We start from the raw sequence: 23,700 nt of genomic DNA on the forward strand, positions 1-23,700 counted from the left end.
CCGGGCGGCGGCAATGCGGGCGATGGCCAGCGCCAGAGGCTGCGCGGCGGGCGTGACGGCAAGGGGGGGAAATTCCGCCGGATCAGCGATCATCGCCCCTTCCAGCGTCGCGATATCGCTCAGCACAGGTTCCTTGGCGCCCTGCTGCACCCAGCCCTGCCCGCGCGGCGCGGCCACCAGTACCGGCAGCGCCGGGCCATCGAGCGCCAGCGCATCAAAGCGGGAAACGCCGATTGCGGGAATGCCCAGTCCCAGTGCCAGACCGCGCGCGGCGGCCACGCTGATGCGGATGCCGGTGAAATTGCCGGGGCCGATGCCGACACCCAGCGCCGCCAGATCGCGCCAGACAAGCCCGCCCTCGGCCAGCACCTCTTCCAACAGCGGCATCAACCGCTCGCCCTGCCCGCGCGCCATGACCTCATCGCGCAGCGCCAGCACGGTCGGCCCGCGCAGCAATGCGGCGCGGCACCAGCCGCCGGATGTATCAAAGCCCAGAACCGCCGGGTCAGTAACCGTGTCAGACGGCAACCGGGCGAACCTCGGTCACCTCAGGAATGTAGTGGCGCAGCAGGTTCTCAATCCCCATCTTCAGCGTCAGCGTGGACGAGGGGCAACCGGCGCAGGCGCCCTTCATATGCAGATACACCACACCCCGCTCGAACCCGTGAAAGGTGATGTCGCCACCATCCTGCGCGACAGCCGGGCGCACGCGGGTATCCAGCAATTCCTTGATCTGCTCGACAATCTCGCTGTCCGGCCCGTCCTGCGTGGCGTGGGCCTCGGCGGCCTCACCCTCGATGGCGGGGCGGCCGGACTGGAAATGCTCCATGATCGCGCCCAGAATAGCGGGTTTGATATGCGCCCAGTCGACAGCATCTGCCTTGGTGACGGTGATGAAGTCAGACCCCAGAAAAACGCCGCTCACCCCTTCATGGGCAAAGATCGCCCGCGCCAGCGGCGATTTCGCGGCGTCAGCGGCCTGAGGAAAGTCAGCGGTGCCCTGCCCCAGCACATTCTGGCCGGGCAGAAACTTCAGCGTGGCGGGGTTCGGCGTGGATTCAGTCTGGATGAACATGGGTGGCCTCCGTTTGAAAGGGATATGCGACTGGTGCGCCAGTGAGTCAAGGCGCGGGCCCCTGACGCAGGGAACGGGGGGTGTTGCAAATATCACGCAACTGCCCTTGCAGCGCCCCGCGCGGCCCCCCAATTACCAAGTGAGGCCCGCAGGCGGGATGTGCTGACGGTCAGGCATTCCAGAGATCGGGCGCTTGTGAAGGAGACTTGGGATGAATCTTGAGAAATTCACCGAACGTGCCCGCGGGTTCCTGCAGGCAGCTCAGACCATCGCCATCCGCGAAGGTCACCAGCGGCTGACGCCGGAGCATCTGCTCAAGGCGCTGATGGATGACGATCAGGGCATGGCTGCAAACCTGATCCGCCGTGCGGGCGGCGCGCCCGACCGGGTCGTGGAGGCGACGGAGCTGGCACTGGGCAAGCTGCCCAAGGTTTCAGGCGACGCAGCGCAGGTCTATACCGACCAGACGCTGGTGCGTGTGCTGGACGAGGCCACGACGATCGCCAAGAAGGCGGGCGACAGCTTTGTTCCGGTGGAGCGTGTGCTGATGGCGCTGGCCATGGTGAAATCCGCCGCGCGCACCGCGCTGGAGGCCGGTGCCGTGAACGCGCAGGCGCTCAACGCCGCGATCAACGACATCCGCAAGGGCCGCACCGCCGACAGCGCCAGCGCCGAGGAAAGCTATGAAGCTCTCAAGAAATATGCCCGTGACCTGACCGAGGCCGCGCGCGAGGGCAAGATTGACCCGATCATCGGCCGCGATGAGGAAATCCGCCGCGCCATGCAGGTGCTGTCACGGCGCACCAAGAACAACCCGGTGCTGATCGGCGAGCCGGGCGTGGGCAAGACCGCCATCGCCGAAGGGCTGGCGCTGCGCATCGTCAATGGCGACGTGCCGGAATCGCTGCAGGGCAAGAAGCTGCTGGCGCTGGATATGGGCGCGCTGATCGCCGGTGCCAAATATCGCGGCGAGTTCGAGGAACGGCTGAAGGCCGTGCTGAACGAAGTCACCTCGGCGGCAGGCGAGATCATCCTCTTTATCGACGAGATGCACACGCTGGTCGGTGCGGGCAAATCCGAGGGCGCGATGGATGCGGCCAACCTGATCAAACCGGCGCTGGCGCGGGGTGAGCTGCATTGCGTCGGTGCGACCACGCTGGATGAATACCGCAAGCATGTGGAAAAGGACGCTGCGCTGGCGCGCCGCTTCCAGCCGGTGTTCATCGCCGAGCCGACGGTGGAAGACACCATCTCTATCCTGCGCGGGATCAAGGAAAAGTATGAATTGCACCACGGCGTGCGAATCGCCGATTCCGCGCTGGTGGCGGCGGCCACGCTGAGCCATCGCTACATCACCGACCGCTTTCTGCCCGACAAGGCCATCGACCTTATCGACGAAGCCGCCGCGCGGCTGCGGATGCAGATTGACAGCAAGCCCGAAGAGCTGGACGCGCTGGACCGCGAGATCCTGCAAAAGCACATCGAAGCCGAGGCGCTGAAGAAGGAAGACGATGCCGCCTCCCGCGACCGGCTGACCAAGCTGGAAGGGGAACTGGCCGAAGCGCAGCAGAAATCAGCCGAGATGACTGCCCAGTGGCAGGATGAGCGCGACCGGCTGGAAGCGGCGCGCGACCTGAAGGAACAGCTGGACCGTGGCCGCGCCGAGCTGGAACAGGCCAAGCGCGAGGGTAATTTCGCCAAGGCCGGTGAGCTGCAATATGGCCGCATCCCCGAACTGGAGCGCAAACTGGCCGAGGCCGAGGCGCGCGAGGCCGAAAAGCTGGTCGCCGATGCCGTGCGCCCTGAGCAGATCGCCGAAGTGGTGGAGCGCTGGACCGGCATCCCCACCACGCGGATGCTGGAAGGGGAGCGCGACAAACTGCTGCGCATGGAAGAGGGGCTGCACAAGCGCGTCATCGGCCAGCATTCGGCGGTGCATGCGGTGGCGAATGCGGTGCGCCGGGCGCGTGCGGGCCTCAATGACGAGGGGCGCCCGCTGGGCTCGTTCCTGTTTCTGGGGCCGACGGGTGTCGGCAAGACCGAACTGACCAAGGCGGTTGCCGAATTCCTGTTCGATGACGACAACGCGATGGTGCGCATCGATATGTCGGAATTCATGGAAAAACACGCCGTTGCACGGTTGATCGGCGCCCCTCCGGGCTATGTCGGCTATGAAGAAGGCGGCGTGCTGACCGAGGCGGTGCGGCGCAGGCCCTATCAGGTGGTGCTGTTCGACGAGGTCGAAAAGGCGCATCCGGATGTGTTCAACGTGCTGTTGCAAGTGCTTGATGACGGCGTGCTGACCGACAGTCACGGCCGCACGGTGGATTTCAAGCAGACGCTTATCATCCTGACCTCGAACCTTGGCAGTCAGGCGCTGAGCACCCTGCCCGACGGGGCCGATCCCGTGCACGCACGTGTGCAGGTGATGGAGGCAGTTCGGGCGCATTTCCGGCCCGAGTTCCTGAACCGTCTGGACGAGACCATCATCTTCGACCGGCTGGACCGGGCGGATATGGACGGGATCGTCAAGATCCAGATCCAGCGGCTGATGAAACGGCTTGAAGGGCGCAAGATCGTGCTGGAGCTGGACGACAGCGCCCGCACCTGGCTGGCCGACAAGGGCTATGACCCGGTGTACGGCGCGCGCCCGCTCAAGCGCGTGATCCAGCGCCACCTGCAGGACCCGCTTGCCCAGATGCTGCTGGCGGGTGATCTGCTGGATGGCACCACGGTGCCGGTAAGCGCGGGCCCCGAAGGGCTGATCATCGCCGGGCATGTCAGCAGCGGCGACGATGACGCGGCGCAGGTGAAGCTGGTGCACTAAGCCGGTGAACCCCGGCAGAAGCCGCAAGACATGAAACGGGCGCAGGGCGAAAGCCGGCGCCCGTTTCGCTTTCGCGGCGCCTTGGTCGTTCGGGGGCGCGGAAACGGGCTTCGGGCGGATGTTTTCCGCACAGAGCGAAGCCTTGCTCAGCCTCCGCTGCAATGACCGTACCCCGGCCTGTATCAAACCCGCAAGAAGCGGTTTCGAAACCGCTTCCAAGCGCCTTTGAAGGCGCTTTCTCCGCCTGCGGGACAGGAGCGCCACAGTGCCAACCGCGAAAGCGCATCTGGGTGGGTTTGCACAAGCGCTATGCGCCCGCCGACTCGCACGGTTTCAGACCCGCATTGAAGCGCCTTCGAAGGCGCTTCAGTCCCGCGCATGGGGCCGGGCGATACCTCCTCCCGGCTTGGCGCGTCAGTTAAAGACCGCCAGGTCCCCTTCATCGGCGTCATCCAGATCATCGGGCAGGCTGGCGGCTTCGGTCAGCGCCAGAAGCCGCGCCTGATCCAGGTGTTCGGCCAGCGCGGCCATCCCGTTATCCCCGGCATATCGTTGCAGGTCTTCCAGAACGCGGATCATCCAGTCATGCTTCACGGTGCCCTCCATCGGTTGGCCAAGTCTTGTGGCAACATGATTGACAAAGGATTTACGCAACCCCGAAAAAAGAACAAAAAGGGACCGCCCTTGTGGACGATCCCCTGAATTCAGCTCGGCGCAGAAATGACGCTCAGCGCTTGCGCCCGGCCTCCAGCGCATCCTCGAACGTGCGCAGCCCGGTGACAGGCGCCTGCACCAGCACCGCCATATTGCCCGGCTTATGCTCGTTACGGCGCATCTTCATATGGGCGGCGGGGATATCTTCCCACAGAAACACCTCGGACATGCAGGGGTCCAGCCGGCGCTCCAGCATCAGCTTGTTCGCCGCCGAGGCCTGTTTCAGATGCGCGAAATGCGAGCCTTGCAGGCGTTTCTGATGCATCCACATGTAGCGCACGTCGAAGGTGCAGTTATAGCCCGTGGTGCCTGCGCAGATCACCACCATGCCGCCCTTCTTGACCACCAGCGCCGAGACCGGGAAGGTCGCCTCGCCCGGGTGCTCGAACACCATATCGACGCTCACACCCTTGCCGGTGATCTCCCAGATCGCCTTGCCGAACTTGCGCGCCTCTTTCAGCCATTCATTGTATTCGGGCGTGTTGACCGTAGGCAACTGGCCCCAGCATTTGAAATCCTTGCGGTTGATCACGCCCTTTGCGCCCAGCCCCATGACGAAATCGCGCTTGTCCTCTTCCGAGATCACCGCGATCGCATTGGCCCCTGCGGTGTTGATCAACTGAATCGCATAGGAGCCCAGACCGCCCGACGCCCCCCAGACCAGCACGTTCTGACCCGGCTTCAGGTCATGCGGCTCATGGCCGAAGAGCATGCGATAGGCGGTGGCCAGCGTCAGCGTGTAGCAGGCCGATTCCTCCCATGTCAGATGCTTGGGCCGGGGCATCAGCTGCTGTGACTGGACGCGGGCGAATTGCGCGAAGCTGCCGTCATGCGTCTCATAGCCCCAGATGCGCTGGCTGGGCGAATACATCGGGTCGCCGCCGTTGCATTCCTCGTCATCGCCGTCATCCTGATTGCAATGGATGACCACTTCATCGCCGACTTTCCAGCGCTTGACCTTGTCACCCACCGCCCAGACGATGCCCGAAGCATCCGATCCGGCAATATGATAGGGCGCCTTGTGCACGTCGAACGGCGAGATGGGAATGCCCAGCGCGGCCCAGACACCATTGTAATTGACGCCCGCCGCCATCACCAGAACCAGCACGTCGTTGCTGTCGAGCTTCCATGTATCCACCACCTCGACCTGCATGGCGGTGTCGGGCTCACCGTGGCGCTCGCGGCGGATGGTCCAGGCATACATCTGCCTGGGCACATAGCCGAGCGGCGGCATCTCGCCGATCTCATAGAGGTCCTTCTCGGGCGCATCATAAGGGGCGATGCCGGTGTTCTGATCAAGGGCCATGCGTCTCTCCTGCGTCTGGTTCCGCCGCATTGCAGAATCGATGCGGCAGGTGCAGCATCAATAAAATCCGACGCGCAACAATGCAACACTGATATTACAGTTTTTGTAACTTTATGTCTCACCGGCCTCGGGCAACTGGAGGGCTTCGTCCGCTTCGCGCAGCGGTGCATCGGCCTCCCCCAGCCGTTGCAGGACCGAGGCCGCATAGAAGCTCAGCGCCCCTTCCTGCCCCGCGACAATCCGCAACTGGCCGCCGGTTTCCTCAAGAATACCGCGCAGCATCAGCGATTCCCGCCCCTCGTTCAAAGCGGCAATGGCATCACCGCCCGGCAGATGCTGAAGCGCGCCCTTCAGCCGCAATTGCTCCACCATAGCCGCGCCGCTTTCCAGAAACGCCGCGCGCGACACTGTGCCACCCGCCCGCGCCACCACCGCCGCAGACAGCGGCACCGGCAGCACCGGCACCGCAGCCCGGATCCGCACCATCAACAGATCGGCCAGCGCTTCGGTGCTGGCATCGGCCCGGGTTTCAAGGAATTCGCGCAGCGAGACCGGCTTGCCATAGCACACCGCCGCATAGCCGAAATGGCGGAAGGTCCCACGCGCCTTTTGCCACAAAATGCGCGCGGTAAAGCCCAGCGCCACCCCTATCTTCACCTTGAACCGGCGCACCCCGTCCTGCCCGGCCTTGATCAGCACCCGGTCTTCCAGCACCCGGTCATAGTTCAGCGCAACCGGCACAAAGACCACATCGCGGCCCTGCGCCATGTCGAAATCGCGCACGATATAGTGCAGCAGCCCCTTGCGCGCAGGGCCGACCGCACCGTTCAAGCTCAGCCCGCCTTCGGGGAACATGGCCTGCGTCACACCTTCGGCAATCGACATCTGCACATAGCGCGCCAGAACCGCGCGGTAGAGCGTGCTCGAATAGCGCCGCCGGATGAAATAGGCCCCCATCGCCCGGATCAGCGCCTTCAGCGGCCAGACCTGCGCCCATTCCCCCACCGCATAGGCCAGCGCCGAACGGTCGGCGGCCAGCCATGTCACCAGCACGTAATCCATGTTCGAGCGGTGGTTCATCACGAACACCACCGCTGAGCGCGGGTCGATGGTGCGCAGCGTCTGCGCGTCCCCCGGCCCCAGCCGCACCTTGTAGAACCCCCGGCTCAGACGCCGCGCCACCTTGATGGCAAAGCCGAAATAGGTGGCGGTTGAAAAGCCCGGCACAATCTCGCGCGCATAAGAGCGTGCGCGGTCAAAGGCCACGTTATGCGGCACCCCCTCGGTGCGGGCGTATTCGTCCACCGCCTCCATCACCTGCGGATCGTGGATAAGGCGGATCACCTGATCCTGCCGCCGCATCAGCTTGAACGGCCTGATCGGGCGGTCCAGCCGCTTGTTCAGCTCCTCCACCGCGCGTTCCATCCGGCGGCGCAGGAACCAGCGCAGACCGGGGCCGATGATGCGGTCAAGCGTGGCAACCGCTGCCAGCCCAAGAACGACGACCAACAGCCAGAGCGGCATTTCCACAATATTCGTCATGGGAATGAACTTAATTTCCACCGGGCCTTTCGACAATGCGCAATCGCCGCCGCAGCGCCGAATGCACCGCTGCAGCGCGGCGATTGACAGGGACACATTCTTTCCAATATCACCGCATCAACGGCAAGAATATTGCCAAGCCGTGATTCAGGAGGCCGCAGATGACCCAGGCAAACCGCGACAAACCGTGGCTTTTTCGGACCTACGCGGGCCATTCCACAGCCGCCGCCTCGAACGCGCTCTATCGCAACAACCTGTCCAAGGGGCAGACCGGCCTGTCGGTGGCCTTCGATCTGCCTACCCAGACGGGCTATGACAGCGACCATGAACTGGCGCGCGGCGAGGTTGGCAAGGTCGGCGTGCCGGTCAGCCATCTGGGGGACATGCGCGCGCTGTTCAACGATATCCCGCTGGAAAAAATGAACACCTCGATGACCATCAACGCCACCGCGCCGTGGCTGCTGGCCCTCTATATCGCTGTCGCCGAGGAGCAGGGCGCGGATGTGTCGCAGCTCAACGGCACGGTGCAGAACGACCTGATCAAGGAATACCTCTCGCGCGGCACCTATATCTGCCCGCCCAAACCCTCGCTGCGGATGATTACCGATGTCGCGGCCTATACCCGCCAGCACCTGCCCAAATGGAACCCGATGAACATCTGTTCCTACCATTTGCAGGAGGCAGGCGCGACGCCCGAGCAGGAACTGGCCTTTGCGCTGGCCACCGCCTGCGCGGTGCTGGACGATCTGAAAACCAAGGTCCCGGCTGAGCATTTCCCGCAGATGGTAGGGCGGATCAGCTTTTTCGTGAACGCGGGCATCCGCTTCGTGACCGAGCTGTGCAAGATGCGGGCCTTTGTCGATCTGTGGGATGAAATCTGCCTTGAGCGCTATGGCGTGACAGACGCAAAATTCCGCCGCTTCCGCTACGGTGTGCAGGTCAATTCGCTGGGCCTGACCGAACAGCAACCGGAAAACAACGTCTATCGCATTCTGATCGAGGCGCTGGCAGTCACCCTGTCAAAAAACGCCCGCGCCCGCGCCGTGCAGCTCCCCGCCTGGAACGAGGCCCTTGGCCTGCCCCGCCCGTGGGATCAGCAATGGTCGCTGCGCATGCAGCAGATCCTGGCGTATGAGACCGATCTTCTGGAATTCGATGACCTGTTTGATGGCAACCCCGCCGTTGAGCGCAAGGTCAGCGCGCTGAAAGAAGGCGCGCGCTCTGAGCTTGCGCTGATCGACGGGATGGGCGGCGCGGTGCAGGCGATCGAGTATATGAAAGGCCGGCTGGTCGAGGCCAATTCCGAGCGCATCAGCCGGATTGAGGCCGGGGAAACCGTGGTCGTCGGCGTGAACCGCTTCACCACCACCGAGCCCTCGCCCCTGACCACCGGCGAAGGCGCGATCATGATGGCCGACCCGGCAGCCGAGGCCGACCAGATCGCGCGGCTTGAGGCATGGCGCACGTCGCGCGATGACGCGGCGGTCAAATCCGCGCTGTCAGAGCTGCGCGAGGCCGCGAAAAGCGGCATCAACATCATGCCCGCCTCGATCAAGGCCGCCAAGGCCGGGGCCACGACCGGCGAATGGGGCCTCATGCTGCGGCAGGCGTTTGGCGAATACCGCGCGCCCACCGGCGTCTCGCGCAACCCGTCAAACCGCACCGAAGGGCTGGATGAGATCCGCGCCGCGGTGGATACGGTCAGCACCGCGCTGGGGCGGCGGCTGAAGTTCGTGGTCGGCAAACCGGGGCTGGATGGCCATTCCAACGGCGCCGAACAGATCGCCGCGCGGGCGCGCGACTGTGGCATGGACATTCACTATGAAGGCATCCGCCTGACACCCGCCGAGATCGTCCGCGCCGCGCGCGAGGAAGCGGCGCATGTCGTCGGCCTGTCGATCCTCTCGGGCAGCCATATTCCGCTGGTGGAGGAGCTGATGCGCCAGATGCAGGCGGCCGGGTTGGGCGATATCCCGGTGGTGGTCGGCGGCATCATCCCCGAAGATGACGCCGGACGCCTGCGTGCCATGGGCGTGGCGGCGGTCTATACGCCCAAGGATTTTGAGCTGAACCGCATCATGATGGATATCGTCGGCCTCGTCGATCCCCAGCCCGCCGCCGCCGAATAGCAGGCCAAACAGAAAGGGAGCTTTGCCCCCTCTTGGCTGCGCCAATTCCCTAGCCTCGCCACGGGTTCGGCGTTCACGGCTGGGGCCTTCCCCTCGAAGGCTCCCGATACGCCGCTCACCCCCATGACATTTTTGAACAGATGAAAAGGGCACGTCGGCCATCATTTCACCTGTTCATAAATATCCCGGGGGAGTCGCCCGGAACGGGCGGCGGGGGCAGCGCCCCCATCTCCGTCCCCACAAGCGGGCCACGGCCGGAAAAGCCCCGAATGTCAGCCGCCCTGCTTGCCCTCGAGAGCCGTAATGCGCGCCTTCAGCGCCTCGTTTTCCTCACGCGCTTTCTGAGCCATGGCGCGCACGGCATCGAATTCCTCACGGGTGACAAAGTCCCGGTCGGCAAGCCAGCGGTCCATCAGGCTTTTCATTGCCGTCTCGGCCTCGGCCCGGGCGCCTTGGGCCACGCCCATGGCATTGGTCGCCAGTTTGGATAGATCGTCGAAAAAGCGGTTCGTGGGCTGCATGGGGCACTCCTTGGTCCGGTTCCCGCTTATATGTGACCGCGCGGCCCGAATCACAAGGTTGACTTCGCTCCCGCGCCACGGGAAGACGGGCGCAAAGCCAGCGGAGAGCGATAATGCAGGCCCTGATCCCCTTCCCCCCCCTCTCACCAGACATCTTTTCGGTCGATCTGGGCGGTTTTACCTTTGCGCTGCGCTGGTATGCGCTGGCCTATATCGCGGGCTTCCTGATCGGCTGGCGGCTGATCGTCGCCGCCATGCGCCAGCCCGCGCTCTGGCCCGGGGAACGCGCCCCGATGGCGCCGGTAGCCGTCGAATCGTTGCTGACCTGGATCATCCTGGGGGTCATTCTGGGCGGACGGCTGGGTTTCGTGCTGTTCTATCAGCCCGGCTACTACCTGGCGAACCCCGCCGAAATCCTTCAGGTCTGGGAGGGGGGGATGTCTTTCCATGGCGGGCTTCTGGGCGCGGCCGTGGCGGGCTATCTGTTTGCGCGCCGCAATGGTGTTGCGCCTTCGGCCATTTCCGATGCGATGGCCATGGTCATTCCCGTCGGCCTTTTCCTGGGCCGGGTTGCCAATTTCATCAATGCCGAACTCTGGGGCCATCCCACCACCCAGCCCTGGGGCGTGCTGTTCCCCGGCTATGGCAGCCTTTGCCCGGTGGACTGGGAGCATCCCTGTGCGCGCCACCCCACCCAGCTCTATGAGGCGGCGCTGGAAGGGCTTCTGCTGGGGCTGATCGTGCTGTGGCTGGTGCGGCGGCGTCATGCGCTGCAGTTTCCCTGGCTGATCACCGGCACGTTCTTCACCATTTACGGGCTGGCACGCTTCCTCGTTGAATTCTGGCGCATGCCCGATGAGCAGTTCCTGATGCGCCACCCGCAGGGCCATGTTCTGACGCTGGGCGAATTCGGCGTTACCATGGGCCAGCTTCTCAGCCTGCCGATGGCCGTCGCCGGCGTGGTTCTGATCGCCATCGCCCTCAGGCGCGGGCGGCAATGACGGCACTGGCGGAAAAGCTGAAGGCACGGATTGCCGCCACCGGCCCGCTGACGCTGGCCGAATACATGGCCGACTGCCTGCTGGACCCGCAGCACGGCTATTACGCCACGCGCGACCCGTTGGGCGCGGGCGGCGATTTCACCACCGCGCCCGAGATCAGCCAGATGTTCGGCGAATTGCTGGGCCTGTGTCTGGCGCAAAGCTGGCTGGATCAGGGCGCGCCTGCACCCTTCGCGCTGGCCGAGCCGGGGCCGGGCCGGGGCACGCTGATGGCCGATATCTGGCGCGCCACCCGGGCTGTGCCAGGCTTTCACGCCGCCGCGCGCGTGCATCTGATCGAGGCCTCGCCCATCCTGCGCGGTATACAGCGCGCGCGCCTGCAGGGCCTGCCGGTCACATGGCATGACAGCGTCGGCACATTGCCCGATGCCCCCCTATGGCTGGTGGCGAACGAGTTTTTTGATGCGCTGCCGATCCGCCAGTTTCAGCGCGACGGCGCGCTGTGGCGTGAGCGGGTGGTGGGGCTACGCGACGGCGCGCTGGTGCTGGGGCTGACCGACCCCGCGCCACGCTCCGGGCTGGCGCACCGGCTGGCCGATACCACGCCCGGCGATATCGTCGAGACCTGCCCCGCAAGCGCGCCGGTCATGGCAGCGCTTCAGACGCGAATCGCCGCGCACGGTGGCGCCGCATTGATCATTGATTACGGCGGCTGGCGCAGTCTGGGCGACACCTTTCAGGCGCTGCGCAACCATGCTTTCGATGACCCGCTCGCCCATCCCGGCGCAGCAGACCTGACCGCACATGTCGATTTCGAAGCCCTCGCCCGCGCCGCGCCGCTGCTGACCCACAGCGCGCTGATGCCGCAGGGCGCACTGCTGCGCCAGCTTGGAATTGACGCCCGCGCCGGAATTCTTGCCCGGAATCTGCGCGGTGCGGCGCTTGAAAGCCACCGCGCCGCGCATCACCGCTTGACCGACGCGGCGGAAATGGGAACGTTGTTCAAGGCGCTTGCGCTGGTGGCACCGGGCGCACCGCTTCCCCCCGGGTTCGACGCGGTGTAAGGCTGGCTGCATGACACTCGAAATACTGACCTCAGATACGCTCTCACCCCTGCGCCACGGTTTCTTCACCCGGCGCGGCGGGGCCTCGTCCGGGGTCTATCAGGGGCTGAACTGCGGCGGCGGGTCAGGCGATCAGACCGAGATCGTGGCGATCAACCGCGCCCGCGTGGCTCAGGCCATGGAAGTACCGCCGGGCGCGCTTCTGGGGGTTCATCAGGTTCATTCGGCCGAAGTGGTCTGCGTCAGCAGCCCCGACAGCCACACCGGGGCGCGGGCCGATGCGATGGTCACCGACCAGCCCGGCATCGCGCTGAGCGTGCTGACCGCCGATTGCATGCCTGTCCTGCTGGCTGACCCTGAGGCGGGGGTGATCGGCGCGGTCCATGCGGGCTGGCGCGGGGCGCTGGACGGGGTGCTGGAGGCCACGCTGGCAGCGATGGAAGGGCTGGGGGCCGAGCGCGCAGAGATCAGCGCCGTGATCGGCCCCTGCATCAGCCAGCGCGCCTATGAGGTTGGTCCGGAATTTCTGGAGCGTTTTCTGGCCGAAGACCCCGGCTACAACTGGTTCTTCATCAATGGCGAAGGCGACCGCTACCTGTTCGACCTTCCGGGCTTTGGCTTGCACCGGCTGCGTGAGGCCGGGGTGGGCCATGCCGAATGGACCCGCCACTGCACCTATGCGCAGGCCGATCAGTTCTATTCCTACCGCCGCTCGGTCCATGCGGGCGAGGCCGATTATGGCCGCCTGATCTCAGCCATCCGGCTTTAATCCCGTTCACAGCCTTACACCACGCGTCGGACAGAAGCGCCCTAAAGCCGCCGCCGCGCGGCAAAGGCCGCCGATATGGTGCCGTCGTCCAGATAATCCAGCTCGCCGCCCATCGGCACACCCTGCGCCAGCGCGCTGATGCCAACCCCGGTGGGCGCCAGCGCCTCGGCGATGTAATGCGCCGTCGTCTGGCCCTCGACCGTGACATTGAGCGCCAGAATCACCTCCTGAACGCCCTCTTCCGCGATCCGCGCCACCAGTTGCGGGATGCGCAGGTCATCCGGCCCCACGGCATCGAGCGCCGAAAGCGTGCCGCCCAACACATGATACCGCCCTCTGAACCCTCCCGCGCGCTCCATCGCCCAGAGGTCTGACAGGTCTTCCACCACGCAGATCTCGCCGGTCGCCCGCCTGGGATCGGCACAGATCTCGCAGATGTCACTGGTGCCGATATTGCCGCAGACCTGGCATTCGCAGGCGGTTTCCGCCACCTGCTGCAAGGCGCGCGCGAGCGGTTCCATCACCTGCACCCGCTTGCGCAACAGATGCAGCACCGCGCGCCGGGCCGAACGCGGCCCCAGCCCCGGCAGCCGCGCCATCAGCGCGATCAGCCCCTCGATATCGGCGGGGCGAGGCTCCATCACATGCCGGGCAGGTTCATGTCGCGCGGCAGGCCCATGCTTTCGGCCAGCTTGCCCATCTCATCCTTGGTGCGCTCAGCCGCGCGGGCCTGCACATCCTTGATCGCCGCCAGGATCAGATCCTCGACCACTTCCTTGTCGTCGGCGGAAAAGATCGACGGGTCGATATTCAGCGAGGTCAGCGTGCCCTTGGCCGTCGCCGTCGCCTTCACCAACCCCGCCCCGCTTTCGCCGGTGACGGTGATGGTGTTCAGCTCTTCCTGAAGGGCGGCCATCTTGCCCTGCATTTCCTGGGCGGCCTTCATCATCTTGCCCATGTCGCCCAATCCGCCCAGTCCACCCAAGCCCTTGATCATGGTTCAGTCCTTTCAATTGTCTTCAAACGGATCCCACTCATCCTCAACCTCGGGCAGGGCCTCGATCGCGGCCTCCTGCACGGCGGCCTCGGGGTCGCGGAAATCGGTGATGCGCGCGTCGGGGAAAGCCGCGAAAATGGCCTGCACCATGGGGTTGGCGCGCGCACGTTCCTCGCGAGCCAGGCGCTCAGTGTCACGCGTCTCGGCGATGGTGGCGTTGCCGCCGGTGCTGGTGACCGATACACCCCAGCGCGCGCCGGTCCAGCTTTGCAGCCGCCCGGCCAGCCGGGACGCCAGGTCTGAAGGCGCATCGCCCGTGGGTTCAAACTCGATCCGGCCGGGGGCATAGCGCACCAGCCGCAGATGGGTCTCAACCTCCATCAACAGCCGCATGTCGCGCTGCGCGCGGATCAGCGCCACCACGCTTTCAAAGGTCGCATACTGCGCCAGCGCCGATGGCTCACCCGCCAGCGCGGCCTGCGCGCCACCGCCGCTGCCGGAGGGCATCCGCCCCGCCCCCATCGCATTGACCGGCGCGCCGCCGCCGCTGCTACCGCCACCCGCAGGCGCACGCCCCGGCCCGCCGCCGTTCGAGGGCGGGGGCGGCGCGTCCTGCAAGCGGCGCAACAGATCCTCGGGCGTGGGCAGATCGGCGACATGCGTCAGCCTGATCACCGACATCTCGGCGGCCATCATCGCGTTGGGCGCAATCGCCACCTCTTCCAGCGCCTTGAGCAGCATCTGCCACATCCGCGACAGAACCCGCATCGACAGCCGTGCCGCCAGTTCCTGCCCGCGCAACCGCTCATCCGGGCCGATTGTGGGGTCTTCCGCGGCATCAGGCGTGATCTTGATCACGCTCACCCAATGCGCAATCTCGGCCAGATCGCGCAATACAGCCGAGGGGTCAGCGCCATCGGCATATTGCGCTCCCAGCTCGGTCAGCGCGCCCGCCGCATCGCCGCGCAGAATGGCCTCGAACAGGTCCAGCACCCGGCCCCGGTCCGCCAGCCCCAGCATGGCGCGCACCTGTTCCGCCCCGGTCTCGCCCGCGCCGTGGCTGATCGCCTGATCCAGAAGGCTCATCGCGTCGCGCACCGATCCCTCGGCGGCGCGGGTGATCAGCGCCAGCGCATCGCGGTTGATCTGCGCGCCTTCCAGCCCGGCCACTTTTTCCAGATGCGCGATCATCACCTCCGGCTCGATCCGGCGCAGATCGAAGCGCTGGCAGCGGCTGAGAACCGTCACCGGCACCTTGCGGATCTCGGTGGTGGCGAAGATGAATTTCACATGCGCCGGCGGCTCTTCCAGCGTTTTCAGAAGCGCGTTGAAGGCGTTGTTCGACAGCATATGCACTTCGTCGATGATGTAGATCTTGTAGCGCGCACTGGCCGCGCGATAGGCAACCGAATCGATGATCTCGCGGATGTCGCCCACGCCGGTGCGGCTGGCGGCGTCCATCTCCTGCACATCGACATGCCGCCCCTCGGCAATGGCGCGGCAATGCTCGCACTGGCCGCAGGGCTCGGTTGTGGGGCCGCCCTGCCCGTCCACGCCGATGCAGTTCAGCCCCTTGGCAATGATCCGCGCAGTGGTTGTCTTGCCGGTCCCGCGAATGCCGGTCATCACGAAGGCATGGTGAATGCGGTCAGCGGCGAAAGCATTCTTGAGGGTACGCACCATCGCCTCCTGCCCGATCAGATCGGCGAAGGTCTCGGGGCGGTATTTCCGGGCCAGAACCTGATATGCTTGCGTCTCGGACATCGGGCCTCACTTCCGGGGGGCACACTAGGGCCGGGCCGGGCCAGCGTCCAGCCCCGCCCCTTCATCTTGCCAAAAATACGCGCGGGGGTGAATGGCCGCAGGCCAGAGGGGGCGGCAGCCCCCTGCCTGTTTGTCCCTGCCTTTTTACGCCGGACTGCGTGCCCTGCTCACTCTTGCGCCACCTTCAGCACGATCTTGCCAATATGGGCCGAGCTTTCCAGCCGCGCATGCGCTTTTGCGGCCTCCTCAAGCGGAAATTCGGCATCTATCACCGGCGCAATCCGGCCGGATGCGAGCAGCGGCCAGACTTCGGCCTCAAGCGCAGCGGCGATGCGGGCCTTGGCGGCCACCGACTGCGGGCGCAGGGTCGAGCCGGTAATCGTCAGGCGGCGCATCATCACCTGCGCAAAGTTCAGCTCCACCTTCTGGCCTTGCAGAAAAGCGATCTGCACCAGCCGACCGTCATCGGCCAACGCCTTGATATTGCGCGGCATATAGTCGCCACCCACCATATCCAGAATCAGATTGGCCCCACCCTCGGCCTGCAGAATCTCTACAAAATCCTCATCGCGGTAGTTGATCGCCCGCTCGGCACCCAGCGCGGTGCAGGCCGCGCATTTCTCATCGCTGCCGGCGGTCGTGAACACCCGCGCGCCGCGCGCGGCGGCCAGTTGAATCGCCGTGGTGCCAATGCCGGATGAGCCGCCATGCACCAGAAACCGCTCCCCCGCCTGCAGCCCGCCGCGTTCAAACACATTGGTCCAGACGGTGAAAAATGTCTCGGGCAGGCACGCGGCGGCGCGCAGGTCCATGCCATCGGGCACCGGCAGGGCATGGACGGCGGGTGTGGTGACGTATTCGGCATAGCCACCGCCGGGCAGCAAGGCGCAGACCGCATCACCCTCGCGCCAGCGCGTGACACCGGGGCCGACAGCGGCAACATGGCCCGAGGCCTCAAGCCCCGGCAGATCTGATGCCCCGGGCGGCGGCGCATAGGCCCCGGCGCGTTGCAGGGCATCGGGGCGGTTCACCCCGGCCCAGGCAACCCGGATGACGATCTCGCCCGCGCCGGGCACGGGCACAGGCCGCTGAGCGGGCACCAGAACCTCGGGGCCGCCGGGTTGGGAAATCTCGATCACGCGCATTGCTGTCCTCCTGATTGCCCGGGGCAGGATAGCGACCGGGCCGCCGGGCGCAAGTGCCTGAGCCCACCCCGGGCTACCAGGGCCGTCGCGACGGCCTTGCAAGCCGCTTCCAGACGGCTTTACCCGGGCACCGCCGAATGCGCCCAGTTCCAGTAGAGCGCGCGCGCCCGGTCAGCCACCGGCGTGCGGGCGAAGACCCGTTCCTCGAACCTTGCCACCGGCATCACCTTGGCGATGTTGCCGGTCACGAAAATCTCCTCCGCCTTGTGGAAATCCGCGATGGTCAGCGTGCATTCCACCACCTCCACCCCATCTGCGCGCAACAGGCCGATCACCCGCTGCCGTGTGAGCCCGTTCAGAAAGGTTCCGTTGGGCACCGGCGTGAACACTGCACCTTCCCGCACCAGAAACACATTGGTCGAGGCTGTTTCGGCCACATTGCCATCCGGATCGCGCGACAGCGCGTTCGAGAAGCCGCGCGCGCGGGCCTCGGCCATGATCCGCCCGTTATTGGCGTAGAGCGAGGCCGCCTTGGCCTCGGTCAGCGCCATATCGGGGCGGGGGCGCGAAAAGGGCGAGACCGTCAGCGAAAAAGCTCCGGGCTCGGGCATCGGCAGGGTCTCGATGCAGATCGAAAACCCGGTGCTCTCAGGCACCAGATCAATGATCCCCGGGGTGGAGTCACAGGCCCACATCATCGGGCGCAGGTAAAGCGCCGCATCGGGCGGGAACATCGCACAGCCCTCAAGCAGCAGGCCCTGCACCGTGGCCGCATCAACCGGCGGCACCATGCCCATCACTTCGGCCGAGCGGATGATGCGCGCGGCGTGCAGGTCCAGATCCGGGCGCACACCCTCGAACTGGCGCGCACCGTCAAACACGGCCGAGCCCAGCCAGGCAGCATGGTCGGCGGCGCGGATAATCGGGGCATTGCCCCGGTGCCAGCGCCCCTCAAACCAGGTGACGATTTCCTTGCCTACGGCCATGGCCTGCCCTCCCTGAAACGGCTTTCCGGGCTTTAGCGCGCCGCAGCGTTTCGGTCAAGCAGGGCGAAACTTTATTGCGCGGATGCGCAATTTAATTACGCGCCGATTGCGGCTTCCAGCACCCCGGCAACCGGGCATCCGCGCCGCCGGGCTTGCGCGCACGGTCCATCACCGCCAGCGGCAGGGCAAACAGCTTGCTCAGAACCGGACTGTTGCGCACCTCGGCCTTGGCCTTTTCGATGCGCATCACATCCTCGACCCGGCGATCCAGAAAGGCCCAGGTCCCCTCTTGCTCCGGCGAGGAATCGCCCAGCCAGTACAGCACCGTGGAGGAATACACCCCCGACAGGATTGCCCGCTTGGTGTACCAGTTGCCATCATGGGAGGTGTCGCCCAGCGCATTCCAGATGGCGTCGGCGGTGTTCCACAGGGCGCGCGCCCCTTCGGGCGCATGATGGGGCAGCGCCATCAGCGTGACGCCCCGCCGCACCGCCTCACGGTCAAGGCCCTCCAGCCGCAGGCGCACCGCCAGCGCGACCCGCTCACGCATCCGCAACGGGGCCAGCGCGCGCGCCGACAAGGCAGCCGCCATCGCCGCATCGCCCCGCCGGTGCCAGGCCAGCGCCAGATCCAGCCCCCCGCGCGGAAAGATCGCCCGCGCCTGCACCGGATCGGCGCCGCACTCAGCTGCAGCCGCATCAAGCGCCGCCTGTGACCATCCGTCAAAGGCAACATGCGTCAGCGCGGCGTCCAGCAGCCGGTCGGCAAGCGTCTGATCAGTAGCATTGTCGGCGTTCTGATCCTGTGTCTGGTTCTGGTTCTCGGTCATGGCAATCTCCGTGCTGGACAAACCGACCCGGCTTTGCTATCCGGGCGCCTCCTGCAATACCCCGTCACTCTAGCTTAGAAAGGTGGTGAAAACCACATGCAGGTAAGTGTTCGCGACAACAATGTCGAACAGGCGCTCCGGGCCCTGAAGAAAAAACTTCAGCGTGAAGGTGTGTTTCGTGAAATGAAGCTCAAGCAGCATTTCGAGAAACCCTCCGTCAAGAAAGCCCGTGAACAGGCCGAAGCGATCCGCCGTGCGCGTAAACTCGCGCGCAAGAAAGCGCAGCGCGAAGGCATGCTCTGATCGGCAGGCTTTATGGCCAGGCGACACGGCCCGCACCTTCGGGCGCGGTTTTGATCAACCCCCGGGGGCCTGGCCTGCGGGGGTTTTTCTTTGGCTGAAGCAAGTGCCGGAAAAGCTGAACGATCTCCCGGTTTGAGATTGCGACAGGCCGGAGCGCTGCGGAAGAAGGGGGCTTTGCCCCCTCTTGGCTGCGCCAATTCACCCCCAGGATATTTTCAGACAGAAAATAAAGACGGCGTTCAGAGCTGGATCGCCGTGGTCTTTTGCACGGTGCGCAGCGCGAACGAGGACTGCATCTGCGCAACGCCTGGCAGGCGGGCGAGATACTGGCGGTGGATCCGGGCGAAATCATCGGTATCTTCGACGACCAGTTTGAGAAGGTAGTCAGCAGCACCCGCCATCAGGTGGCATTCCAGCACATCCGGAATGCGCGTGACCCCGCGTTCAAAGGCGTCAAGCGTGTCATCGCTCTGACTGCTGAGCTTGATTTCGACGAAAACCGTGGTCGGCTTGCCGATGCGCCGCAGATCCAGCAGCGCGACATAGCCGCTGATAAAGCCATCGGCCTCAAGCCGCTGAACCCGCCGATGGCAGGCCGAGGGCGAGAGGTTGATGCGTTCTGCAAGGTCGGCGTTGGAGATCCGCCCCTCGCGCTGCAGCACATGCAGGATGCGCCGGTCGATCTGGTCTAGCCGCATTGCAGCGCAACTTTCTTCACCATTCATGGCCAAATTGCCGTGGAATCTGCGAAGAAATTGCCATGGGAAGACCGAATTTCCAAGCACCATCGGCGAAAAAGGCGCAGAATCCCCGCATCCAACAGAAAAGGAGAGTGGCCATGCTCATCGGTTGTCCGAAAGAGATCAAGGCACAGGAATTCCGCGTCGGGATGAGCCCCGCCGCAGCGCAGGAGGCGGTGGGCGCGGGCCACGGTGTGATCATCGAGACCGGGGCCGGCATCGGCGCCGGGTTCAGCGATGACGATTACCGCGCGGCGGGTGCCGAGATCGTCGATACTGCTGAAGAAATCTTTGCGCGCGCCGAGATGGTGGTCAAGGTCAAGGAGCCGCAGACCAGCGAGCGCAGGCAACTGCGCGAGGGGCAGGTGCTGTTCACCTATCTCCACCTCGCCCCCGACGCTGATCAGACGCGCGACCTGCTGGAAAGCGGCGTGACCGCCATCGCTTATGAAACCGTGACCGACCGCCACGGCGGCCTGCCCCTGCTGGCGCCGATGTCCGAGGTGGCCGGGCGGCTGGCGCCACAGGTCGGCGCCTGGACGCTGCAGAAGGCCAATGGCGGGCGCGGAGTGCTGATGGGCGGCGTGCCGGGCGTGCGGCCTGCGAATGTGGTGATCATCGGCGGCGGCGTTGTAGGGACGGCGGCGGCGCGCGTGGCGGTGGGCATGGGGGCGAATGTCACCGTGCTGGACCGCTCGGTGCCGCGCATGTCCTATCTCGATGACATCTTTCAGGGACGCCTGACCACGCAATATTCCAGCGCCGCCGCAATCGGCGATCTGATCACCCGCGCCGATATGGTGGTGGGTGCGGTGCTGATTCCCGGCGCCGCCGCGCCCAAGCTGATCAGCCGCGCGCAGCTGTCGCAGATGCAGCCCGGCGCCGCCCTGGTCGATGTGGCCATCGACCAGGGCGGCTGCTTTGAGACCTCGCGCGCCACCACGCATCACGATCCGATTTATGAGGTGGATGGCATCCTGCACTATTGCGTCGCCAACATGCCCGGCGCGGTTGCCCGCACCTCTACCCAGGCGCTCGGCAATGCCACCCTGCCCTATCTGATGGCGCTGGCCAACAAGGGCTGGCGGCTGGCCTGTTCGGAAGACGAGCACCTGCTCAACGGCCTCAACGTCCATGCCGGACGGGTGACCTATGACGCCGTCGGCATGGCGCTGGACCTGCCGGTCACCCCCGCGCGCGAGGCGCTTCGGCTCTGACACGGGCGCCGCGCCCTTCATTTTCTGTCTGAAAATATCCTGGGGGGTGAGGCCGCAGGCCGAGGGGGGCAAAGCCCCCCTTTTCCCGTCTCAGGCCTCTTTCCTGTAGCGCTCTTCCAGCACATCGAACGGCACACCCGGGTCATCCTTGGCGCAACGGATCACCAGCGAGGTCTTCACGCTCGCGACATTCTCGGCCGCCAGCAGTTCCTCCGTCAGGAAGTTCTGAAAACTTGACAGATCAGGCGCCACGCATTTCAGGATGAAATCGATCTCGCCGTTGAGCATGTGGCACTCGCGCACCAAAGACCAGTCGCGGCAACGCTGCTCAAAGGCCTTCAGGTCAGCCTCGGTCTGCCGGTGCAGCCGTACCATGGCGAAAACCTGCACCTCGAAGCCCAGTTCGCGCACATCCACGCGCGCGTGATAGCCCCGGATAAACCCCGCCTCTTCCAGTGTGCGCACCCGGCGCAGGCAGGGCGGTGCCGAGATGCCGACACGGCGGGCCAGTTCGACATTTGTCATGCGCCCGTCAGCCTGCAGTTCAGCAAGAATCATGCGGTCGATCGGATCGAGTTTCGCGCCGGGCATGCGGCAGTGCTCCATTCATGTTTTGCGCTTATGTATGCGGGAACGGCATTGTGCGCAACATTCTTTCGCCAGCGCGCAACTCTTGTGCGCGGGCGGGCGGGTGGCGGTGCTATGCCACCTTGTCATCGCCGGGGGCAAGGGGCTATGGCCGGGGCAGATGCGCCAGCGGCCTTGCACCGGCTGCAGGCAGGATTATATGCGATAAAACGAATTTGATGGAGCCCCCCATGTCAGACACCCGCCACACCCGCCTTCTGATCATCGGCTCGGGCCCGGCCGGCTATACTGCGGCGGTCTATGCGTCGCGCGCGATGCTGGAGCCGATCCTTGTGCAGGGCATCCAGCCCGGCGGGCAACTGACCATCACCACCGATGTTGAAAACTGGCCCGGCGATGCCTCGGTCATGGGGCCGGACCTGATGGCGCGTATGGAGAATCATGCGCGAGAAATGGGCACCGAGATCATCACCGATGTGATTACCGCGCTTGACCTTTCCAGCCGCCCCTTCACGGCCCGCAGTGACAGCGGCACCACCTATACCGCCGATGCCGTGGTTCTGGCCACCGGCGCGCAGGCGAAATGGCTGGGCCTGCCCTCGGAAGCAAAGTTTCAGGGCTTTGGCGTTTCGGCCTGCGCCACCTGCGACGGCTTCTTCTATCGCGGCAAGGAAATCGTGGTGGTCGGCGGCGGCAATACGGCGGTCGAAGAGGCACTGTTTCTGACCAATTTCGCCTCCAAGGTCACGCTGGTGCACCGCCGCGACAGCCTGCGCGCCGAAAAAATCATGCAGGAGCGGCTGTTCAAACACCCGAAGATCGAGGTGCTGTGGAAGCACGCTCCTATCGAGGTGCAGGGCGACGAGGCGCCGCTGGGCGTGACCGGCGTCAAGGTCCGCCATGTCGAAACCGGGGCTGAGCAGATCATCCCCTGTGCAGGCTTCTTCGTGGCGATCGGTCATGCCCCGGCATCGGAACTGGTGAAGGACCAGCTGAAGCTGATTGACGGCGGCTATGTCTGGGTGGAACCGGGCAGCACCCGCACCTCGGTACCGGGGGTCTTTGCGGCGGGCGATCTGACGGACCATGTCTATCGTCAGGCCGTTACCAGCGCGGGCATGGGCTGCATGGCGGCGCTTGACGCCGAAGCCTTCCTCTCGGCGCAGGACTGACGCGCGCGCCCCCGTTTCATCTTGCCCCAAATACGCCTGCCCGCGCTCTCCGCCTTGCCATGCTGTCTTAGAATGCGTGGCAAGGCGGCAGTTGCCGGTGATCATCATCACAGTGCCTACATGAACGGCGCGCAAGGTTGTGATTGCCACAGCCGCAGTTCGGGCGGTCAGATTGTCATCGCCCGCTCGCGCCCGGCCTGCTTTGCCCCTATAGATGGTCTGATGCGGTATCTTGCGATCTTTCTCTTCCTCTGCGCCACGCCCGCTTCGGCCAGTTGCGTGGTGCTTCTGCATGGGCTGGCGCGCAGCGAGGCGTCGATGTGGATGATCGAAGAGGTGCTGGAATTCCACGGCTACCGGGTGGTGAATGAGGGCTACCCTTCGACCCAGGCGCCGATCGAGGCGCTGGTGGGGCATGTCGGCACTGCCGTCGAGCAATGCGGGCCGGTCGAAACCCATTTTGTCACCCATTCGATGGGCGGGATTCTGGTGCGCGCATGGCTGCGCGACAACCGGCCCGCTCTGATGGGCCGGGTGGTGATGCTGGCGCCGCCCAACCATGGCACCGAGATCATCGACAACCTCTCGGGAATGGAAATCCTGCCTGACCTCATGCCCAATCTGATGCCGGACCTGCTCGCCTTCCTGCACGGGCCCGCCGCCAGCGAGTTGGGCACCGGCGAAGGCTCGGTTCCCAGCCAGTTGCCGCCGGTAGATTATGAACTGGGGGTGATCGCCGGGAACCGGGCCATCAGCCCGCTCGGCCCGATCCTGATCGAGGGGGCGAATGACGGCACAGTGTCGGTCGCCAGCACCATGGTGGATGGGATGGCCGACCATATCGTGATGCCGGTCACGCATACGCTTCTGATGATGAATCCGATGGTGATTGCCGAAGTGCTGGAATTCCTGCGCTATGGCAGGTTCGACCATGGCCTCACGCTGATCAACGCGCTGCGCAAACTCTCAAACAACTAGATCCCGGACGCGCCCTGTGAACTGGCGGCCTGG

The 23,700-nt window shown here is 65.1% G+C and carries 23 protein-coding genes; 9 read left to right on the plus strand and 14 right to left on the minus strand.

The genetic code is table 11. The annotated features are described in order from the left end of the window. Together tsaB and V7Q53_RS10505 are read right to left on the minus strand one after the other, a co-directional pair. A partial coding sequence (tsaB, locus tag V7Q53_RS10500; RefSeq protein WP_333828496.1) for a tRNA (adenosine(37)-N6)-threonylcarbamoyltransferase complex dimerization subunit type 1 TsaB occupies positions 1–528 on the minus strand: 528 nt, incomplete at its 3' end. Then, positions 518–1,075 (minus strand): NifU family protein, encoded by a 558-nt coding sequence (locus V7Q53_RS10505; RefSeq protein ID WP_333828497.1) that lies wholly within the window; start codon positions 1,073–1,075, stop codon positions 518–520. The genes tsaB and V7Q53_RS10505, both read right to left, overlap by 11 nt. Before the next feature lie 211 nt (positions 1,076–1,286). Between V7Q53_RS10505 and clpB the strand changes: the two genes are divergently transcribed. After that, a complete protein-coding gene (clpB, locus tag V7Q53_RS10510; protein WP_333828498.1) occupies positions 1,287–3,902 on the plus strand; it encodes an ATP-dependent chaperone ClpB in 2,616 nt (871 codons plus the stop codon). A 414-nt stretch (positions 3,903–4,316) separates the two neighbouring features. On the opposite strand, the gene V7Q53_RS10515 is transcribed toward clpB, so the two are convergent. From V7Q53_RS10515 to V7Q53_RS10525, 3 genes are all read right to left on the minus strand, one after another. Continuing rightward, positions 4,317–4,496 (minus strand): hypothetical protein, encoded by a 180-nt coding sequence (locus V7Q53_RS10515; RefSeq protein ID WP_333828499.1) that lies wholly within the window; start codon positions 4,494–4,496, stop codon positions 4,317–4,319. Between the two features lie 133 nt (positions 4,497–4,629). After that, positions 4,630–5,922 carry a crotonyl-CoA carboxylase/reductase gene (gene ccrA, locus V7Q53_RS10520; RefSeq protein WP_333828500.1) on the minus strand — a complete coding sequence of 431 codons (1,293 nt, stop codon included), beginning with the start codon at positions 5,920–5,922 and terminating at the stop codon, positions 4,630–4,632. A gap of 111 nt (positions 5,923–6,033) precedes the next feature. Beyond that, positions 6,034–7,464: a 1-acyl-sn-glycerol-3-phosphate acyltransferase gene (locus tag V7Q53_RS10525; protein ID WP_333828501.1), complete on the minus strand. Its 1,431-nt coding sequence runs from the start codon at positions 7,462–7,464 to the stop codon at positions 6,034–6,036. Positions 7,465–7,625: 161 nt separating this feature from the next. Between V7Q53_RS10525 and V7Q53_RS10530 the strand changes: the two genes are divergently transcribed. Then, complete coding sequence (locus V7Q53_RS10530) at positions 7,626–9,593, plus strand: protein meaA (RefSeq protein ID WP_333828502.1); 1,968 nt, start codon at positions 7,626–7,628, stop codon at positions 9,591–9,593. A gap of 272 nt (positions 9,594–9,865) precedes the next feature. On the opposite strand, the gene V7Q53_RS10535 is transcribed toward V7Q53_RS10530, so the two are convergent. After that, positions 9,866–10,114 (minus strand): accessory factor UbiK family protein, encoded by a 249-nt coding sequence (locus V7Q53_RS10535; protein WP_333828503.1) that lies wholly within the window; start codon positions 10,112–10,114, stop codon positions 9,866–9,868. 113 nt (positions 10,115–10,227) lie between these two features. Here V7Q53_RS10535 and lgt point away from each other — a divergent pair, with 113 nt between their 5' ends. From lgt to pgeF, 3 genes are read left to right on the plus strand one after another with little or no spacing between them, the layout of a single operon-like run. Then, the gene (gene lgt / locus V7Q53_RS10540; RefSeq protein WP_333828504.1) at positions 10,228–11,115 is read left to right on the plus strand and encodes a prolipoprotein diacylglyceryl transferase; all 888 of its coding nucleotides are present in this window, start codon (positions 10,228–10,230) and stop codon (positions 11,113–11,115) included. Continuing rightward, positions 11,112–12,179: a class I SAM-dependent methyltransferase gene (locus tag V7Q53_RS10545; RefSeq protein WP_333828505.1), complete on the plus strand. Its 1,068-nt coding sequence runs from the start codon at positions 11,112–11,114 to the stop codon at positions 12,177–12,179. The genes lgt and V7Q53_RS10545 overlap by 4 nt, the downstream gene beginning before the upstream one ends. A 10-nt stretch (positions 12,180–12,189) precedes the next feature. Continuing rightward, positions 12,190–12,948, plus strand: coding sequence for a peptidoglycan editing factor PgeF (gene pgeF / locus V7Q53_RS10550; RefSeq protein WP_333828506.1), 759 nt, complete (start codon positions 12,190–12,192; stop codon positions 12,946–12,948). A 41-nt stretch (positions 12,949–12,989) separates the two neighbouring features. Here pgeF and recR read toward each other — a convergent pair whose 3' ends face one another. From recR to V7Q53_RS10580, 6 genes are all read right to left on the minus strand, one after another. Then, positions 12,990–13,589: a recombination mediator RecR gene (gene recR, locus V7Q53_RS10555; RefSeq protein WP_333828507.1), complete on the minus strand. Its 600-nt coding sequence runs from the start codon at positions 13,587–13,589 to the stop codon at positions 12,990–12,992. Then, positions 13,589–13,945: a YbaB/EbfC family nucleoid-associated protein gene (locus tag V7Q53_RS10560; protein WP_333828508.1), complete on the minus strand. Its 357-nt coding sequence runs from the start codon at positions 13,943–13,945 to the stop codon at positions 13,589–13,591. The genes recR and V7Q53_RS10560 overlap by 1 nt, the downstream gene beginning before the upstream one ends. Before the next feature lie 12 nt (positions 13,946–13,957). Then, a complete protein-coding gene (locus tag V7Q53_RS10565; protein WP_333828509.1) occupies positions 13,958–15,709 on the minus strand; it encodes a DNA polymerase III subunit gamma/tau in 1,752 nt (583 codons plus the stop codon). A gap of 167 nt (positions 15,710–15,876) precedes the next feature. Beyond that, the gene (locus V7Q53_RS10570; protein WP_333828510.1) at positions 15,877–16,854 is read right to left on the minus strand and encodes an NAD(P)H-quinone oxidoreductase; all 978 of its coding nucleotides are present in this window, start codon (positions 16,852–16,854) and stop codon (positions 15,877–15,879) included. Positions 16,855–16,973: 119 nt separating this feature from the next. Then, on the minus strand, positions 16,974–17,840 hold the full coding sequence (locus tag V7Q53_RS10575) for a branched-chain amino acid aminotransferase (RefSeq protein WP_333828511.1): 867 nt from the start codon (positions 17,838–17,840) through the stop codon (positions 16,974–16,976). 91 nt (positions 17,841–17,931) lie between these two features. Beyond that, positions 17,932–18,669 (minus strand): COQ9 family protein, encoded by a 738-nt coding sequence (locus V7Q53_RS10580; RefSeq protein ID WP_333828512.1) that lies wholly within the window; start codon positions 18,667–18,669, stop codon positions 17,932–17,934. A gap of 96 nt (positions 18,670–18,765) precedes the next feature. Here V7Q53_RS10580 and rpsU point away from each other — a divergent pair, with 96 nt between their 5' ends. Continuing rightward, on the plus strand, positions 18,766–18,972 hold the full coding sequence (rpsU, locus tag V7Q53_RS10585) for a 30S ribosomal protein S21 (RefSeq protein ID WP_068305413.1): 207 nt from the start codon (positions 18,766–18,768) through the stop codon (positions 18,970–18,972). Positions 18,973–19,211: 239 nt separating this feature from the next. Here the strand turns inward: rpsU and V7Q53_RS10590 are convergent, their stop codons facing one another. Next, on the minus strand, positions 19,212–19,670 hold the full coding sequence (locus V7Q53_RS10590) for an Lrp/AsnC family transcriptional regulator (RefSeq protein WP_333828513.1): 459 nt from the start codon (positions 19,668–19,670) through the stop codon (positions 19,212–19,214). A gap of 140 nt (positions 19,671–19,810) precedes the next feature. Between V7Q53_RS10590 and ald the strand changes: the two genes are divergently transcribed. Beyond that, positions 19,811–20,929, plus strand: coding sequence for an alanine dehydrogenase (gene ald, locus V7Q53_RS10595; protein ID WP_333828514.1), 1,119 nt, complete (start codon positions 19,811–19,813; stop codon positions 20,927–20,929). 90 nt (positions 20,930–21,019) lie between these two features. Here the strand turns inward: ald and V7Q53_RS10600 are convergent, their stop codons facing one another. Further along, on the minus strand, positions 21,020–21,520 hold the full coding sequence (locus V7Q53_RS10600) for an Lrp/AsnC family transcriptional regulator (RefSeq protein ID WP_333828515.1): 501 nt from the start codon (positions 21,518–21,520) through the stop codon (positions 21,020–21,022). A 227-nt stretch (positions 21,521–21,747) separates the two neighbouring features. Here V7Q53_RS10600 and trxB point away from each other — a divergent pair, with 227 nt between their 5' ends. Next, the gene (trxB, locus tag V7Q53_RS10605; protein ID WP_333828516.1) at positions 21,748–22,689 is read left to right on the plus strand and encodes a thioredoxin-disulfide reductase; all 942 of its coding nucleotides are present in this window, start codon (positions 21,748–21,750) and stop codon (positions 22,687–22,689) included. A 222-nt stretch (positions 22,690–22,911) separates the two neighbouring features. After that, positions 22,912–23,667 (plus strand): alpha/beta fold hydrolase, encoded by a 756-nt coding sequence (locus tag V7Q53_RS10610; protein WP_333828517.1) that lies wholly within the window; start codon positions 22,912–22,914, stop codon positions 23,665–23,667. Positions 23,668–23,700: the final 33 nt, after the last annotated feature.

Origin of the sequence: Pararhodobacter sp., assembly GCF_036802785.1 — a bacterium.
Taxonomy (GTDB): Bacteria; Pseudomonadota; Alphaproteobacteria; order Rhodobacterales; family Rhodobacteraceae; genus Pararhodobacter.

What these genes read in the sequence shown, in the direction of transcription:
- V7Q53_RS10505 (WP_333828497.1), bottom strand. Translation starts at nt 1,075, where the DNA reads ATGTTCATCCAGACTGAATCCACGCCGAACCCCGCCACGCTGAAGTTT.
- clpB (WP_333828498.1), top strand. Translation starts at nt 1,287, where the DNA reads ATGAATCTTGAGAAATTCACCGAACGTGCCCGCGGGTTCCTGCAGGCA.
- ccrA (WP_333828500.1), bottom strand. Translation starts at nt 5,922, where the DNA reads ATGGCCCTTGATCAGAACACCGGCATCGCCCCTTATGATGCGCCCGAG.
- V7Q53_RS10525 (WP_333828501.1), bottom strand. Translation starts at nt 7,464, where the DNA reads ATGACGAATATTGTGGAAATGCCGCTCTGGCTGTTGGTCGTCGTTCTT.
- V7Q53_RS10530 (WP_333828502.1), top strand. Translation starts at nt 7,626, where the DNA reads ATGACCCAGGCAAACCGCGACAAACCGTGGCTTTTTCGGACCTACGCG.
- V7Q53_RS10535 (WP_333828503.1), bottom strand. Translation starts at nt 10,114, where the DNA reads ATGCAGCCCACGAACCGCTTTTTCGACGATCTATCCAAACTGGCGACC.
- lgt (WP_333828504.1), top strand. Translation starts at nt 10,228, where the DNA reads ATGCAGGCCCTGATCCCCTTCCCCCCCCTCTCACCAGACATCTTTTCG.
- V7Q53_RS10545 (WP_333828505.1), top strand. Translation starts at nt 11,112, where the DNA reads ATGACGGCACTGGCGGAAAAGCTGAAGGCACGGATTGCCGCCACCGGC.
- pgeF (WP_333828506.1), top strand. Translation starts at nt 12,190, where the DNA reads ATGACACTCGAAATACTGACCTCAGATACGCTCTCACCCCTGCGCCAC.
- recR (WP_333828507.1), bottom strand. Translation starts at nt 13,589, where the DNA reads ATGGAGCCTCGCCCCGCCGATATCGAGGGGCTGATCGCGCTGATGGCG.
- V7Q53_RS10560 (WP_333828508.1), bottom strand. Translation starts at nt 13,945, where the DNA reads ATGATCAAGGGCTTGGGTGGACTGGGCGGATTGGGCGACATGGGCAAG.
- V7Q53_RS10565 (WP_333828509.1), bottom strand. Translation starts at nt 15,709, where the DNA reads ATGTCCGAGACGCAAGCATATCAGGTTCTGGCCCGGAAATACCGCCCC.
- V7Q53_RS10570 (WP_333828510.1), bottom strand. Translation starts at nt 16,854, where the DNA reads ATGCGCGTGATCGAGATTTCCCAACCCGGCGGCCCCGAGGTTCTGGTG.
- V7Q53_RS10575 (WP_333828511.1), bottom strand. Translation starts at nt 17,840, where the DNA reads ATGGCCGTAGGCAAGGAAATCGTCACCTGGTTTGAGGGGCGCTGGCAC.
- V7Q53_RS10580 (WP_333828512.1), bottom strand. Translation starts at nt 18,669, where the DNA reads ATGACCGAGAACCAGAACCAGACACAGGATCAGAACGCCGACAATGCT.
- rpsU (WP_068305413.1), top strand. Translation starts at nt 18,766, where the DNA reads ATGCAGGTAAGTGTTCGCGACAACAATGTCGAACAGGCGCTCCGGGCC.
- V7Q53_RS10590 (WP_333828513.1), bottom strand. Translation starts at nt 19,670, where the DNA reads ATGCGGCTAGACCAGATCGACCGGCGCATCCTGCATGTGCTGCAGCGC.
- ald (WP_333828514.1), top strand. Translation starts at nt 19,811, where the DNA reads ATGCTCATCGGTTGTCCGAAAGAGATCAAGGCACAGGAATTCCGCGTC.
- V7Q53_RS10600 (WP_333828515.1), bottom strand. Translation starts at nt 21,520, where the DNA reads ATGCCCGGCGCGAAACTCGATCCGATCGACCGCATGATTCTTGCTGAA.
- trxB (WP_333828516.1), top strand. Translation starts at nt 21,748, where the DNA reads ATGTCAGACACCCGCCACACCCGCCTTCTGATCATCGGCTCGGGCCCG.
- V7Q53_RS10610 (WP_333828517.1), top strand. Translation starts at nt 22,912, where the DNA reads ATGCGGTATCTTGCGATCTTTCTCTTCCTCTGCGCCACGCCCGCTTCG.